Origin of the sequence: Paenibacillus castaneae (assembly GCF_002884445.1) — a bacterium.
GTDB classification, from domain to species: domain Bacteria; phylum Bacillota; class Bacilli; order Paenibacillales; family Paenibacillaceae; genus Pristimantibacillus; species Pristimantibacillus castaneae.
In genome coordinates this window covers 276,956-292,122 of sequence record NZ_KZ614144.1, presented here as the reverse complement: position 1 = coordinate 292,122, position 15,167 = coordinate 276,956, and the positions used below count along the sequence as shown (strand labels likewise).

Here is a 15,167-nt window from a genome sequence, read left to right as displayed (position 1 = left end):
GCCAACTTTTCTTAATCAATATCGAGAAGCTCCAGAATAACACCCAAATCATCTGTGCTTTCCAAATAGGCGTATTTATCGCCGTTTTGAATAAGCGGATAGCCGAATTCCTCCAGCTTAGCTGCTGTTTCAAGCATTCTGTTCTTTGCCTTGAATGCGATGTGATGAACCCCAGGGCCTTTCGTATCAAGAAACTCTTTCCATGTAGTCGGATCCTCCGTAGGTTCAATGAACTCTACAACCAGATTCTCCATGTGGAAGAAGGATAGCCTTACTCTTCCTTGCGTAGGCTCCCCCATAAAGGTAACTGTATCACTTCCATCTTCATTAGCCATAATAATGGCAGGGGCAGGAACGCCTAAAAGCTCGGCAAAGCGGCTTGTAGCCTTCTCCACATCACGAACGATCATGGCTATCTGACAAACCAGTGTTGTTTTAAGAATGGTGTCTTCCATATTCCCTCTCCTCCTATAAGCGTATTTGTAAGATGCTGCTTACCATACGTGGTATATATCATGTACCGGTTCCCCAGCAGCCAATTTGCGTGCACGATCTATGTTCCACTGAATATGATCTTTGAGATCTTCATCACCTTCAAAACATAATCCGAATACTCGTTCCATTTTGCTTGCATTATAATAGGAAGGTTTACGCTCTTCATCCGCATTCGGAACAATAATTTTACTGGAGGAACCGGTCAAATCGATTGCAATCTGGGCAATTTCTGTCCAAGAAACAATTTTTTTGCCGAGCGCCATAAAGGTTTCGTTATTGAAGTCACTTTCTAACAGTTTCACATAAAGCTCTGCAATCTGCTTACCCGAAAGAAACTGAGTGCCATCGAATTTATTAAAAGTGAGGTCTTCATTCTGAAGAACCGCTTTGGCAATGTTTAAGAAACGAACATCAGATTGTGATGCGCCGCCTTCATAAGCAGGGTTTGAGAAAATGTAGCCTGGACGGATCACGTTTCTTGCAATTTGGGTCGGGGTACCATTAACACCCTGGCCATTGTAATAACTATTAAAGCCCATCAAATACATTTCGGAAGCTGCTTTAGTTGCACCGTACAGATTATCCGGAAGCAGCTGCGCCGATTCGTCCATACCATCACGCAATGCACCCATTGCAGCAGTAGAACTGGTATAAATAAATTTATTCAATCCTGCCTTTTCTGCTGCGTCTACCAAGAAGAGCGTAACTTTCGTATCACGCTCAAGCATTTCAACTGGATCATTGCCCCAACCAAGCGCGATATGTATAACAGCATCACAGCCCTGAAGTGCCTTTTCCATTACGTCTAGTTCAAGAATGTTACCCTCTACAAGGGTTACGTTCGGAAGAGTTTGATAATAAGGAATCCGGTCCGGCGTGCGGGTAAGCAATTTGATTTCATGTCCTGCTGCAAGCAATGCTTTCGTAACATTTTGTCCGATATTGCCGGTACCGCCAGTCATAAAAATTTTAATAGCAATCCCTCCACCCTTTTGTTTATCGACTAAAATAATTGGGATTTACCTGATGACTATATCCTTTTGGCTAAGTTATCGACCTTACGGCTTGTCGAATATCAATCAAATCACGCTCAACTTCCAAGTATTCATCTGCTCCGCCCCGGAATTCCATGGACCAGCATCCCTGATACCCCGCTTGATGCAATAGTTGTACCTTATGACGCAGCTCCGATCCTGTAAAATCCACGAACGCCCGATCAAACTGGGCATGAATCGTGAAGGGCGCTACAATCTCGTCTCCGATTTCCTTGTCCTTAAGCCAGCGGTTGACATTGAGTATAATCCCGAACCCAGGCGTAGAAATATCATTATTCAAACGCTCCAAGTTTCGAGGAGATTGGGCAGCTTGCTGATGAGTCTGTGGACCAACCAGGAAACCATGATCATTGGCAAATTGCACATATTCCCGGTATCGGCTAACACAAAATTCATACTGTTCATCGGACATTTCTACCGAATTTATCCCCATATCGATCCGCAAAGTTTGAACTCCCCACCTGCGTGCGATATCCAGATACAAGAGCGCCTTTTGATGGTTTCGTTCACGAACAGCGGGATCGTCATTCCAGACGTCGGCACCATCCACTGCAAGGTTCGCGACCGTCATTCCTTCTTCAACCAACGTATCCTTAATGCTCTGGATATAATCATCCTCCGTAGAGAGCAGCATTCCGTTCCAAATATCTGCATGACGGAGATGATAGCGATACTTTAAGCTCTCCAAATAACCAAACAAGCTCATTTTCCCAGAATTGAACAGCGCATGAAATGACCATGATCCAATTGAAAAGTCAGACATATGATTCCTCCTTAAATGATGACAAGCAATCTTGAGCCCATATTGTTATTGATGTAAACGATCCATTCAGTTAACTAATGTACTCAAGTATTGAATATGCTGCTTCATGTACTCATCGGCTTTGAAAGCAAACCCAAATGTACTCTTAATTTCTGAGACATCTATTGGCATGGCCTCGGGCTCAGGACGCCCCTTGTCCTCCAACGAAATTTGGCTTTTGGAACCAAGAAGGCTTACGGCCATTTGCGCTATCTGAGCCCATGTACGGAATTCAGTACTCACAGCAGTATAATAGCCGCGATCCAGTTCATCGGAATGGAGCAAAGAGGAGTATACTTTGGCTAAGTCGCCTCCCCAGATGAATTGCGTACCGTCGTTTTTAATAAAAGACATCGGTTCATTCTTCAGGGCGCTTTCTACCATATTTACAATCTTACGGTCAGGATAGAGATGCCCGCCCTCTATGCAGGGATTGCCAAAGGTGTAACCCGGCCGCACGATGTTTGCCTGAATATGATACTGAGAGGCTATTGCCATGAGATAAGCCTCTGTAGCCGCCTTAGTGGCCCCGTAATACGAATTGGGTTTTATAAACCCACTATCCTTGTTGGGCGCCGATCCAAAGCTTGCAATGGACGAGGTATAAATGATTTTTTTCACTCCCGCTTCCGCAGCCATCTGGAACAGGCGGACAGAGGGCATCGTTTCATGTACTAACGTTTCCTCCGCTGTTCCGTCCAGCCACGAGAGCGCAACATGGATGCATGCATCTTGCCCCGCAAGCCCTTTAGCGATAGCGTCGGAACTATCCATTTGTCCCGAAACAAAACGGATCTGTTCATGTCCCACAAATCCTGAAACTTTGCTCGTATTCCGGGCCAGGAGTGTCAACTCATGACCATACTGAAGCAGTTCCTTGACGACATACGAACCGATAAAGCCGGTACCTCCAGTAACAAATATTTTCATTTTCCCACTCCTTCTTTGATCATTCCTTTACGCTGCCCATCACAAGCCCGGTTGTGAAATACTTTTGCAGGTACGGATAGATAATCAGAATTGGTATCATCGCTAAAAACATTTGCGCTGCACCTGTAGTGCGGGCGCTAACCATCGACAGATATTTGGATAAATTACCGCCGAGATCGGTGTTGTTGCGCATAAATTCCTCTGGATTCACGACAACCGTTTGCAAGTAAGTCTGCAATGGATAGTTTTGAATATGGTTCATATAGATCATGCCGTCGAACCAGCTATTCCAATGGTCTACAACCGAAAACAGCATTACTGTCGCGATCGTGGGCGTACAGACTGGCAAAACAACTCTGAGCAGCGTCTGCACATGACTTGCGCCGTCGATATACGCCGCTTCCAACAATTCCTTCGGCAGGCTGCGCATATAGTTCATGACGACCAACATGCTGAAAACCGGAAGTGCGCCTGGCAATACAAGCGACCATATTGAATCGATTAACCCGGTATTTCTCACCACCATATAGGTAGGAATCAAGCCTGCGTTGAATAGTATGGTCACAACAAAGAACCATGAGAAAATACTCCGAGCCCTGAAATCCTTTGTTGATTTGGAGAGAGGATACGCAGTCAGGATAATCAATAGCAGATTGACCGGCACGCCAATGGCAGTCCGCTTCAGCGAGACCAGGAGAGACACGAAAAACTTCGATGTATTCGTAATAAATTCATATGACACTGTTGTAAAGCCGACTGGGAAAAAGGTAACCTCTCCTGCAGCGACTGCCGTTTTGTCGGAGAAGGATACCGCCAGAAGGTTAATAAACGGCGCTATACATGCTAATGCGATAATCAACAAGAAAACGGTATTACACACAATAAAAATTTTACGTGGGATGGATGTTTTTATTTTCATTGTTCTGTCCTCCACTAGAAAACTCTATATCCGGTGAATTTGTCAGCTAAGTAGTAAGACCCAACGATGAAAATCAATGATACGCCTGACTTAAACAGACCTGCAGCCGTAGAGAGCGAGTATTGAGCCTGTTCAATACCAAGCCGGAACACAAATGTATCCAAAATATCGCCGGTGGAATAGACAACAGGGCTGTACATATTATAGATCTGATCGAAGCCGCCGTTGAGGATATTGGCAAGGCCAAGCACACTCATCAGCACTATAATAGATGAAATCCCGGGCAGAGTGATATGCCATGTCTGTCGCCAACGGTTTGCGCCGTCGATAACTGCCGCCTCATAAAGTGAAGGGTCAATGCTTGTAAGAGCGGCCAAGTATATGACCGACCCGAATCCAAAAGCCTTCCAGATATCGCTCACTACCATCGTTGCTGGAAATACATCCGGATCACCAAGAAAAAAGATCTGTTCCATTCCAAGCTTGGATAGGAATATATTCACAATACCTTCGCTCGGTGATAGTAGGTTAATAAGGACACCGGACAATATGACCCATGACAGGAAATGAGGCAGATAGACCACCGTCTGGAAAATCCGCTTCGTTAACATACTCCTAACTTCATTGAGCAGCAGTGCAAACACAACTGGAACAATGACGCCTGCAATCATTTTAAATAATGCAATAATGACCGTATTTCGAATGACCAGCCCTATATTGGGCACAGAAAATAACGTAACGAAATTTTGAAAACCTACCCATTGCTGGTCTCCGAACAAACCTTTTGCCGGAACAAATTTCTGGAACGCGATGATGACGCCGGCCATGGAGCCATAGCTGAAAATAGCCACCAGAACGACTGCAGGAAGCAGCATGAAGTACAAGGGAAGATCTCTTAACAACCTATCTTTTCGTTTCAGGTTTACGAACATCAGCTTTTCACCACCTGTCATTGATTCGGATCAAGTCCTGTTGCGATCCAACCATTCGAATAGACACAGCGCCTGATGGCGGCATAACTCGTTTGAATGAACGGCGGCGGGACCCTGCCCGCCGCCGTCTAATGACCTATTTGGCCGGATACATCTTATCAAGCTCGTCGAGAGTCTTCTGGCCGCCCGCCTTCAGCCACTGCTCTACAAAGGTATCGAAATAATCGACTGGCTTAGACCCCGTAATGATAGAGGTAAACGCTGTTATCGTGAGCGTATCCAGTGAAGCAACGTTTGTCAGCCACACTTCAGGTCTTTCAATTCCCAGGATACTCTGAACGATCGCATTATCAGGAATGTACTTGTTCAATACGATCGGCAGAGATCCTGACTTGGACATTTGGCCCCAAGTGCCAAACGCATTATCGTCATTGGCAAGAGATCCATCCTCAAAGCCTACAATATAATCATATAAAGGCTTGGCAGCCGGAGCTAGGCCTTCCGAGGAGCCTTTGTCTAAGGCTTTCAGCAAATCAACTGCGTAAACCTCACCCGGTTGATCGATATATATAGGGGAGAGCCTGTATTGCTCATCCGCCCAGTATTTGAGATAGTCCTCTTTCGTTTTGTAGTTGACAGTCTCATCGTACAGATTGAGCATATTGATGACCGCTTCGGGATGCTTGAAATTCGCGCTGACCATCGTCATCTGGCCAACTGCGTTGCTCTCTATGCCCATTTTGTAATCATAACCGGACTTTGTAGGAATAGCATATGGATGTACAATGACGCCATCCTTCTTGTAAACATTGTTGTAAGGATACCATGTGCCCCAGTTACTTCCATAAGCCATACCGATCTTCCCGCTCGTTATATCTTCAATAAGTGCGGATTCGTTATTAGCAGTAAATTCTTTATTAATAAGGCCTCTCTTATACATGTCGGCCAATAGGCTAAGCGCCTCTTTCACGTTAGGCTGGATCCAAGCAAAAGTCATCTTGCCATTCTCGTCGCGGTAGAACATACTCTCATCACGTCCGGGGACACCGAAAGCGGAAACCAAACCAAGAATGCTGCCATGATTTTGTCTAATGAGATCCTTGTTGAGGGCAAGTCCATACGTGTCGCCATTAATACCATTGCCATCTGGGTCGCCAGTAGCGAACTTCTCGGCAAGGGCGACCATTTCTTCGATTGTCTTAGGAGGCTGAGAATTCGTATTCTTCAACCAGTCCTCACGAATCCAAAGGAACGGAGCCTCGTGGAAGTTATCGTTCATGCGCGGTATGGCGTAAAGCTTGCCGTCTATCGTAGCGCCTTTGAACGAATCAGCAAATCTTTCCTTATAGGCCTTCAGCGAATCTGATGCATATTTCTCAAAAACATCGGTAAGATCGGCCAGTTGTCCATTCTTTGCTAACTGAAGGAATACATTGGAATCCTGCGTTTTGAAAACATCCGGAAGGTCGCCTGAAGCAATGATGGCATTCAGCTTATTTTTGTATGCGTCGGTGCTGCTGTCGGCAGAGAAAGCAACCTTGAGATTGATATTAAGCTTGTCTTTGATCAAGCGGCTCCAACGGTTATCTTCATATGTTTCGTTATCAAGGAGCTTCGAAGCTGCTGCAGTCTGAACGGCCCATGTCATTGTGATTGGATTCTCGTATTTCCCAACAGAATCCATTTTCTCCTGGGAAGTGCCGGTATTTCCACCGGACTCCGTGGAGGCTTTCCCACAGGCTGAAATGCATAACACAACTAGCACGACTACCAGAGCGAGCGGCAGAACGCTTCTGGACTTCATCTTTTTCACTTACAATTCCTCCCTTTTTTAACGCTATTGTTACACAGCGTTTTATCGCTGTGTTAAAACTAAGGGTGTATTGAAGCGGTGAACAACAGACTCCTTGGCCTTCAGCGTTTCTGAAGCCCCTAACCGATAATCCAGACTTATTATGAATGCGCGTACATTCCGCGCTAATGTACACCATTTGCGGCAATCCATTCATACGCAGCAGTTTGTGAACACGCTCTTATTATGAAATAAAAAAATTTAGATCCTTCAACACGAGCCTCGTAACCAGACTGCATGCAATCATAACCTCTTTAATATACGTCGTGAATGGCCTTCATGATTTTGTCGTGCGTTTCAGGAGATCCACTTAAATAAACACGCGTTTATGTACTCATGATACATTGCGTATTAAAGCGCTGTCAATCCTTTATTTACATAATTAGTATAAATCTTTTTGTATGGTCTGATAATCATTATTTTATGCACACGTGTTTATGTTATAACTTCAGAATACAATATCGAACGAATTATTTTGCTGAATTCACCTGACGCTAATCCTATTTCCATCCGCTTCTATCACATGCCAGAAAACCCAAACAACCCGACCTCATGAGGTCGGGTTGTTCCATGATGGGTAATGAAGCGAAAAGAATTGAGCCCAAATGGTAATCTCCTAAAGGAGACCCACAACGACAAGCGCCCATCCAATCATAAAAGAGAGGCCGCCCAGCGGTGTAATAGGACCAAGAAAACGAGCTTTTGCAATACTTAGCACATATAGGCTTCCCGAGAACAGAATAATTCCCGCTACCAGAAACCAGCCTGCTGTCACGATGATTTGAGCATCCGGATATTGATTCACAAGCAGCCCAATCAAAATTAAACCTAGAGCATGTGCGATATGGTACTGCACACCAACCTCATATACCTTCAACTTATCTGGTGTTATTCTGCTTTTCAAAGCATGTGCACCGAACGCACCAATTCCGACCGCCAAAACCATAAAAATGCAGCCAAGCGTAACAAATGCTTGCATGTACATCCCTCACCTTATCTTTCAATTCCTATGTTCAGCATATCATGATTCATCCGGGAAGGAAATTAGTCTCATAGATGGCTGTCCCCTTCATTACAATTGACTTTCTCTCCATTATCACCCATCTGAGCAACAATTTTCGATTGATTTACAGTTACGAGAATAGTAAGGTTGTTTGGATAGCATCAGGAGGCGTATACATGAAATTCATTCAATCTACCGCCACGGAGTGGCAAGGCTGGTCCCGCAATATTCGTCTATTCTTTCTAGCGAACATGTTATATCAAATTGGTACAGGCATGTTCTCTGTTCTATACAATTTGTACATACACGAACTTGGCTACCCCGACGCCATGAGCGGTAAAATCGTCAGTATGCAATCACTCGCAACGGCGTTATGCTTCATTCCTATCGGGTTGTTTGGTGATCGCGTCAGTCGCAAGCGATTGCTCGTAATAGGCGCTCTATGCAGCGGTATCGTACTGGCCGGCCGCTCTTTATTCGAGTCAGAGAGCAGTCTACTAACGATGGCTGTTCTGACTGGCTTATTCGCTGCTATTTTCCAAGTACTCGCCATTCCCTTCCTTGCCGAAAATATAAATAAAGCCGATCGATTGCGCATATTCAGCATCTATTCTGCGTTTGTGCTCGCCTCCCAAGTTGCAGGAAGCCTGGGCGGAGGTGTAATGGTAGATGTTATGCAGGCCGCAGGGTTGAATAAGCTGCTCTCATTTAAACTGGTTTTACTTGTAGGAAGTTTAGCGATCATAGCAGCGTTTCTACCCTTGCAAGCTATAAGAGAATCAACCATTATCCGAAAGCAAAGCGATACTACTGTTAACAAATATCCGACTCAGAACTCGCCAGCGCAATCGAAGGGTGAACTGTCTTTTATAGTTAAATTCGCCTCTATACAGCTCTTGATCGGCATTGGATCTGGACTTGTCGTTCCTTATTTAAATTTATATTTCACCAATCGATTCTCGATATCGCTTAGCTTAATGAGCTTATTGCTTTCGTTAGGCCAAGTCATGACCATTATATCCATGCTTATTGGACCTTCGCTCGCCAATCGAGTCGGGCAAGTGAAAGCGATCGTTATATTCCAGACCCTTTCACTCCCCTTCTTGTTATTAACAGGCTTCACAAATTTACTGCTCGTCGCTTCTATCAGTTTTTTATTCCGACAAGCACTTATGAATGCAGCCAACCCGCTTCAGTCAGCTGTTCTCATTGATCGGGTTTCTGCCAAAAAGCAAAGCCTCGCCAATTCCTGCATGCAGACGGCCTTCATGCTTGGATGGGCAACAATGGGCCCTATTCATTCTCATCTGATTAGTACCTATGGCTACTATTGGGGATATGCCATTACGTTCAGCATTACTGGCATGTTGTATGTCACCGCATCTATGCTTTTCTTTATGTTATTTCGTGAGAAGCGGTCGTCCGCATTCACACATTACTCTTGAAACTCGAAAGATTTGAAATTGAACTGACTACCTGGAAGGAAAACGAAAGTGACCGTTTGCAGTCCTTTCACTTCATCGATCATATACTCACGTTCACAGTAGCCCTCCGAGTAGCTGAATTCAACCAATTGTTTACTGTCTCCGTGTTCATTATTAAAAAGCACATGGATCGTGTTATTCTCGATTGGTGAATGTCCATGCACAATCAGCTTGCGGCTACCATTTGAACCGAAGTCCATATCACGAAAAACGAGAGAAACATTGTTGCCAATTTGCTCAATCGCATCTGAAGTAATGGTGAAGGAGTCTCCATAGATTTCATTGTGCTCAAGTGCACTTAATCGTTCCAATCCTTTCAATTCTTTCTTGAACTGAAAGCCTTTAAGATGGATTTTACGACGCAGTACGAAATAGATGCTTGTTACTCCCGTTAATCTTTTCGGCAAAATGTACGTTTCTTCCTGATAGTGATTCCATTTGGAAGGTTTCTGATAGGAGACAATCGTAAGCAGCGCAGCATGGTCATCTCCCGGAGTACCTTCCCATATTTCAATTGGAAACTGCTCATTATCCAATGAAAAGATAGGAAGATTAATTTCATTCGAGCCATATTGGCCAAAATCAATTTTCTCGAAACAAATAATACTCTCGCCATCTCTTGATGTTGCCATTCCCCGTTCATTGCCATTTGTTAAATTACTGCTTTTATCGCTATGGTAAGCTGCCGATACGAACTCATACGGATTGATATAGGCTTGCCCTAAATTTTGAATATCCATTTCTAATAGGGAGTACAGCTTTATTTGGTCATATCCATTCTTGGTTGCACATCGAATGTAGATTTTGCCGTCCCCAAGTGCTGTTACAATAGCTTCCTGACCGTGAGCATGAATAGTCGCAATATTGGATTCCACGCCTGCTGCATTCGTAACCTTCCACTCCACATCCTGATAAGTGGCATGAGCTGGTTTAATATTCACACGAATAGGAAGCGTTTTTCTCTCAATTGAGAATGAATGGCCTTCCGGACAAATTATTTCTAATTTGCGTACAGGAATTTCATCTGCAATTACACGTTCTGCATATTGAGCCTGCTCTTGTTGGCTGCTTTCTTGCTCGGCCTCATGTATAGCTGAATAGCTGTATAACGCTATCTCATCCGATGATTCAATTGCATCACAATAAGCAACGGATGATAAAGTAAGCTTACTAGCTGTAAGCCCTTCAGATCTTGCCGTAACGACAATCGTACCAGGCTCGTCCGTGCTGGCAATGATAGCGAGCAGCTTGCCACTAAATAATCTACGATGATTGGCTTTGTAGGAGTCATAATCTGTACTATCGCCATTATCTAAGCCTACAAGACGCGCAGGTCCTTCAACCGTAATAAATACTCGATTATTGGCATTCGCTACATAATGGCCTTCAATGTCATTTGTACTTATTTCAACGAAGATTAAATCTGATCCATTTGCATGCATGATTGTTTTATCAGGTGTTTGAATAACGGCTGCAGCATCATCGAAAGAGCGTTGGACATCCGTTGCCATAACATGATCATTCTCATCATATGCTATGGCCTTCAATACACCTTTTGTATACGGTAGTCTCCACTCGCCAAGAAGGTTCTGTCCATGTAAATGATCAATGTGAAATTCACCTAGTGATTGGCCATTAAAAAATAATTCAATTTTCGGAGCATTAGAGCACACACGAATATCAATCATTTGTCCATTAGAGAAATCCCAGTAGGGGAAAATATGTACCATTGGAGTTTTCTTGTAATCCGTCCACTCCGCTTGATAAATATAATAGGAATCCTTCTTAAATCCTGCTGTGTCCAATTGGCCAAAGTAGGAGTTTTTCGTAAAATAGGGTGTAGGTTCTCCGATATAATCAAAGCCTGTCCATATGAATTGGCCTAACGAAAATGTGGCATCTCGATCCGCAATAATACAGCTCTCTGTACTTCTAGCTCCCCAGCTTGTCGAGCTATTGCCCAGTGATGAGCATTGTTCATCATCGTCAGATAGTACAGATTGTGAGAGTGGGAAATGATATATTCCTCTGCTTTGTACAGTAGAGGATGTTTCACTGCCGTATATAAACCAATCTGGATGTTCCTTATGATGGTTTTCATAATATTTCTCAGCATAATTATAGCCAACGAACTTCACGATATCCGCACATTTCTGCGCGTTTTCCCAAGGCATATAATTAGAACCAATGGTAACCACTGCATTTTCCCTGGGGTCATGGCGTTTTACAGCAGTTAGTAATGCTCTCGTTATTTCTTGTCCACGCTCATCAGCATGTGTATCGTATATTTCATTCCCAATACTCCACATCAACATACTAGGATGATTTCGATCTCGGCGTACCCAGCTTGCAACATCTTTCTCCCACCATTCCGGGAAAAACCGAGCATTATCGTAAGTATTTTTAGGCCGTTCCCACATATCGAAAGCCTCCGAAACGATCAGCATTCCCATTTCATCGGCCAGCTCCATAAGCTCAACTGCAGGCATATTGTGCGCTGTCCGAATAGCGTTAACTCCCATTTCTTGAAGTAGAATGAATTGACGCTTCAAAGCCACCTTATTGACAGCTGCCCCAAGGCTGCCTAAATCATGATGTTGACACACACCATTTAGTTTTACATGTCGATTATTTAGATACATCCCTTTTTCTTGATCAAAAATGATCGTTCGAAAACCGAAATTCACATGCTCACTATCGATTACCCTATCATTTATAAGTAGTTCTGTTTGTAATCGGTATAAATGAGGATCAATAATATCCCACACTAATGGGTTATCGACTATTAGAGTAGATCTAATTTGTCCTTCTGTAGACATAAATGGAACCTCAGCTTGTGCAACTACTGAGTCGTCTTCATTAATAACACGGTGTCGCAGCTTGTATTCGGCTAAGGAATTAACCGATTGTTCCACCACAACCTCTGTATCGATATGTACTTGCCAGTTATTCGCCTCTCTGCTAGTAGACACATATATTCCTTGAGGAGCAATATGTGATGCAGGATATGTATTCAACCATACAGAGCGATAAATGCCAGCTCCAGAGTACCAACGAGAATTAGGCGCTTCATGAATGACTTGAACATAAACCTCGTTCGTACCTTCAATTAGATAAGGGGTAATATCCATTTCAAAACTAGAATACCCATTACTCCAGCTTCCAACTTTATGAGCATTTACATACAACGTTGAATTCATATACACGCCTTCAAAATAGAGTGTATACATATGATGAGAGTCTAGCTCCGCTAGATCGAAACTCTTTTTATACCAACCATCGCCATTCTCGTACAAGCGATTAGAATCATAAATTAACCAATCATGGGGTAACGTCACATCGTACCAGCCATCACTTTGGGATACCGACTCGAAATTCGAATGAAGCGGTTGTTTCGAAAATAACCAGCCCTTGTTAAACTTCTGTTTCTTCCTCATGATTGATTGATGTCTCCTTTATCGGAAAACGTAATGTAAAACATGAATGATCATCGTTCTTATTTAAAACGCTTACAAATAATTTTATCACTTATAATCGGTATGGGCTATAACAACTGTATCGATAAATAATCATATTTAGAAAAAGCAAAAAAAGCGTCCTCAGGAGGTCGCTCTTTTGCTGATATTTGTAGAGGTGTACCATGGCTATGCAACCACAATTCGCAGTAACGTTATTTAATCTTTAATTGTCGATTAGCGCAATAAGCGCAATCCATTCAATATGACTAAAATCGTACTTCCTTCATGACCCACGACACCCAACGGAAGGGGAACTCCCACTATAAAATTAGAAAGAATCAATGAAATAATTACGAATACTGCGAAAACCATGTTCTGCTTAACGATCCGCTTCATTCGCCGACCAAGCACAATAGCTTCTTTTATTTTATCTAAATCATCATTCATGAGTACCAAATCAGCTGTTTCAAGTGCAACATCACTTCCTGCTGCACCCATTGCAATGCCAACGGATGCTGAAGCTAATGCGGGGGCATCATTCACCCCGTCCCCAACCATCGCCACATGGCTATATTCCTCTTTCAAGCGTTTAATCATATTTAGCTTCTCATTTGGCAAAAGCTCAGCATACACCAGATCAATACCAGCCTCATGAGCGATAGCTTCTGCAGTTCGTTTCTGGTCCCCCGTTAGCATAGCAACCTGAACGCCAAGCCTCCTGAGTTGAGTAATCGTATTTTTCACTTGGGGCCTGATACGGTCCTGCAAAGCAATAATTCCTGCTATTCCTATGGCATTGACCACTACTACTACTGTTTTACCTTGTTGCTCTAGTTGATCAATATGAGACTTAATGGGATGAGTACATAAATCCTCGCTAAACATCCCTGGTTTCCCAACCCTCCAATTATCCCCGTACACCTTGGCCTGTACTCCCCAGCCTGTCAATGCTTGAAAATCAGACGCCCGTATTAGCATGACTGACATTTCATTTGCTTTTTGTACAATGGCTTTCGCAATAGGATGCGTAGATAAAGATTCAATGGATGCTGCAGCTTGAAGCAACTGGGATTCGGTAAATTTTTGGAGTGGTACAATGTCTGTCACTAACGGTCTCCCATATGTCAAAGTACCTGTTTTATCAAAAGCAATCATTTTCACCTGCGATAAATTTTCCAAATGCAAGCCGCCCTTGAATAGTAATCCTTTCCTTGCGCAATTGGATATTGAGGAAAGCATAGCTGGCATAATCGAAGCAACCAAGGCACAGGGGGAGGCTACAACAAGAAAAACCATAGCACGATAAAAGGTTGTATTCCAATCCCAGCCCATCAGCCAATAAGGTACTGCGACAAGTGCTGCCGTTGAAATAATAATGAGCCGCGCATATATTCGCTCAAATCGTTCAATAAAGCGTTGAGATTTTGGCATTTCGTTTCGAGCCTCTTGGACCAATTGAATGATTTTGGCAAACAATGTCGATTCACTTGATTTCGATACTTCGACAAATAATGCTCCATCCCCATTTAACGTTCCCGCAAATACTTCATCGCCAACTGCTTTATCAACTGGCATGCTCTCTCCTGTAATGGAGGATTGATTTACTGTAGATTTCCCCTCTCTCACTATACCATCAGCAGGAATTCGTTCTCCTGTCTTGACTAACACAACATCACCGACATTTAATTCTTCTATAGGTACCTCTTTTTCCTTACCAAATTGAATTAATACAGCAGTTTCCGGTTTTAATTCCATTAACGCGGATATATCTCTTGAGCTTCTTGCCATGGTTAGTGTTTCTAAAGCACCGCTTAATGCGAAAATAAAAATTAACACAGCACCTTCTGCCCAATAACCAATACAAGCTGCACCGATCGCAGCCACAATCATTAACAGGTTCACATCTAGATCCTTTTTACGAACAAGCGTTACATATCCCTCTCTGGCTTTAACATACCCACCAACGATATAGGCAAATAAATAAAGCCAAACTGAAATATCAAATGAAAAATGTGCTATTACCCATGCAAGCCCAATCAAACAGCCACTCGCGATTGCCGCTGACATTTCACCGTAACGATCGATCCAATTCCAAAACCTCTTTTGATTATCTGTCGTGTTTCTTTGTTCTGTACGTTGAACGACACCAGTACTTTGAGACATGTCAAACACTCCTTTTCATTGAGAATGATCATCGTTGTTACTACCCTTAAAACAGCCCATGCTGCCCCTGAATT

The 15,167-nt window shown here is 43.3% G+C and carries 11 protein-coding genes; 1 reads left to right on the top strand and 10 read right to left on the bottom strand.

Translation table 11 applies throughout. The features are described 5' to 3' along the window. Nucleotides 1-11: 11 nt before the first annotated feature. From CEF13_RS01350 to CEF13_RS01315, 8 genes are all read right to left on the bottom strand, one after another. Nucleotides 12-455 carry a VOC family protein gene (locus CEF13_RS01350; protein ID WP_102709069.1) on the bottom strand — a complete coding sequence of 148 codons (444 nt, stop codon included), beginning with the start codon at nucleotides 453-455 and terminating at the stop codon, nucleotides 12-14. A 39-nt stretch (nucleotides 456-494) separates the two neighbouring features. Further along, nucleotides 495-1,457: an NAD-dependent epimerase/dehydratase family protein gene (locus CEF13_RS01345; RefSeq protein WP_102709068.1), complete on the bottom strand. Its 963-nt coding sequence runs from the start codon at nucleotides 1,455-1,457 to the stop codon at nucleotides 495-497. An 82-nt stretch (nucleotides 1,458-1,539) separates the two neighbouring features. After that, nucleotides 1,540-2,313, bottom strand: coding sequence for a sugar phosphate isomerase/epimerase family protein (locus tag CEF13_RS01340; protein WP_102709067.1), 774 nt, complete (start codon nucleotides 2,311-2,313; stop codon nucleotides 1,540-1,542). Nucleotides 2,314-2,379: 66 nt separating this feature from the next. Next, nucleotides 2,380-3,282: an NAD-dependent epimerase/dehydratase family protein gene (locus CEF13_RS01335; protein WP_102709066.1), complete on the bottom strand. Its 903-nt coding sequence runs from the start codon at nucleotides 3,280-3,282 to the stop codon at nucleotides 2,380-2,382. Nucleotides 3,283-3,301: 19 nt separating this feature from the next. Continuing rightward, complete coding sequence (locus tag CEF13_RS01330; protein WP_102709065.1) at nucleotides 3,302-4,201, bottom strand: carbohydrate ABC transporter permease; 900 nt, start codon at nucleotides 4,199-4,201, stop codon at nucleotides 3,302-3,304. Nucleotides 4,202-4,215: 14 nt separating this feature from the next. Beyond that, nucleotides 4,216-5,133: an ABC transporter permease gene (locus tag CEF13_RS01325; RefSeq protein WP_102709064.1), complete on the bottom strand. Its 918-nt coding sequence runs from the start codon at nucleotides 5,131-5,133 to the stop codon at nucleotides 4,216-4,218. Nucleotides 5,134-5,269: 136 nt separating this feature from the next. Continuing rightward, nucleotides 5,270-6,937 carry an extracellular solute-binding protein gene (locus CEF13_RS01320; RefSeq protein ID WP_243864942.1) on the bottom strand — a complete coding sequence of 556 codons (1,668 nt, stop codon included), beginning with the start codon at nucleotides 6,935-6,937 and terminating at the stop codon, nucleotides 5,270-5,272. 664 nt (nucleotides 6,938-7,601) lie between these two features. Further along, entirely contained in the window at nucleotides 7,602-7,964 is a 363-nt protein-coding gene (locus tag CEF13_RS01315) for a DUF423 domain-containing protein (protein ID WP_102709062.1), read from the bottom strand. Nucleotides 7,965-8,164: 200 nt separating this feature from the next. Between CEF13_RS01315 and CEF13_RS01310 the strand changes: the two genes are divergently transcribed. After that, entirely contained in the window at nucleotides 8,165-9,433 is a 1,269-nt protein-coding gene (locus CEF13_RS01310; protein WP_102709061.1) for an MFS transporter, read from the top strand. On the opposite strand, the gene CEF13_RS01305 is transcribed toward CEF13_RS01310, so the two are convergent. After that, nucleotides 9,424-12,909, bottom strand: a complete 3,486-nt coding sequence (locus CEF13_RS01305; protein ID WP_102709060.1) for a glycoside hydrolase family 2 TIM barrel-domain containing protein — start codon at nucleotides 12,907-12,909, stop codon at nucleotides 9,424-9,426. The two genes, CEF13_RS01310 and CEF13_RS01305, sit on opposite strands and share 10 nt — an antisense overlap. Before the next feature lie 255 nt (nucleotides 12,910-13,164). Continuing rightward, the gene (locus tag CEF13_RS01300; RefSeq protein ID WP_102709059.1) at nucleotides 13,165-15,093 is read right to left on the bottom strand and encodes a heavy metal translocating P-type ATPase; all 1,929 of its coding nucleotides are present in this window, start codon (nucleotides 15,091-15,093) and stop codon (nucleotides 13,165-13,167) included. Nucleotides 15,094-15,167: the final 74 nt, after the last annotated feature.

Bases quoted from the DNA above. Each gene is read 5' to 3' on its own strand.
- CEF13_RS01350 (WP_102709069.1), bottom strand. From the start codon at position 455: ATGGAAGACACCATTCTTAAAACAACACTGGTTTGTCAGATAGCCATG.
- CEF13_RS01345 (WP_102709068.1), bottom strand. From the start codon at position 1,457: ATGACTGGCGGTACCGGCAATATCGGACAAAATGTTACGAAAGCATTG.
- CEF13_RS01340 (WP_102709067.1), bottom strand. From the start codon at position 2,313: ATGTCTGACTTTTCAATTGGATCATGGTCATTTCATGCGCTGTTCAAT.
- CEF13_RS01335 (WP_102709066.1), bottom strand. From the start codon at position 3,282: ATGAAAATATTTGTTACTGGAGGTACCGGCTTTATCGGTTCGTATGTC.
- CEF13_RS01330 (WP_102709065.1), bottom strand. From the start codon at position 4,201: ATGAAAATAAAAACATCCATCCCACGTAAAATTTTTATTGTGTGTAAT.
- CEF13_RS01325 (WP_102709064.1), bottom strand. From the start codon at position 5,133: ATGTTCGTAAACCTGAAACGAAAAGATAGGTTGTTAAGAGATCTTCCC.
- CEF13_RS01320 (WP_243864942.1), bottom strand. From the start codon at position 6,937: ATGAAGTCCAGAAGCGTTCTGCCGCTCGCTCTGGTAGTCGTGCTAGTT.
- CEF13_RS01315 (WP_102709062.1), bottom strand. From the start codon at position 7,964: ATGCAAGCATTTGTTACGCTTGGCTGCATTTTTATGGTTTTGGCGGTC.
- CEF13_RS01310 (WP_102709061.1), top strand. From the start codon at position 8,165: ATGAAATTCATTCAATCTACCGCCACGGAGTGGCAAGGCTGGTCCCGC.
- CEF13_RS01305 (WP_102709060.1), bottom strand. From the start codon at position 12,909: ATGAGGAAGAAACAGAAGTTTAACAAGGGCTGGTTATTTTCGAAACAA.
- CEF13_RS01300 (WP_102709059.1), bottom strand. From the start codon at position 15,093: ATGTCTCAAAGTACTGGTGTCGTTCAACGTACAGAACAAAGAAACACG.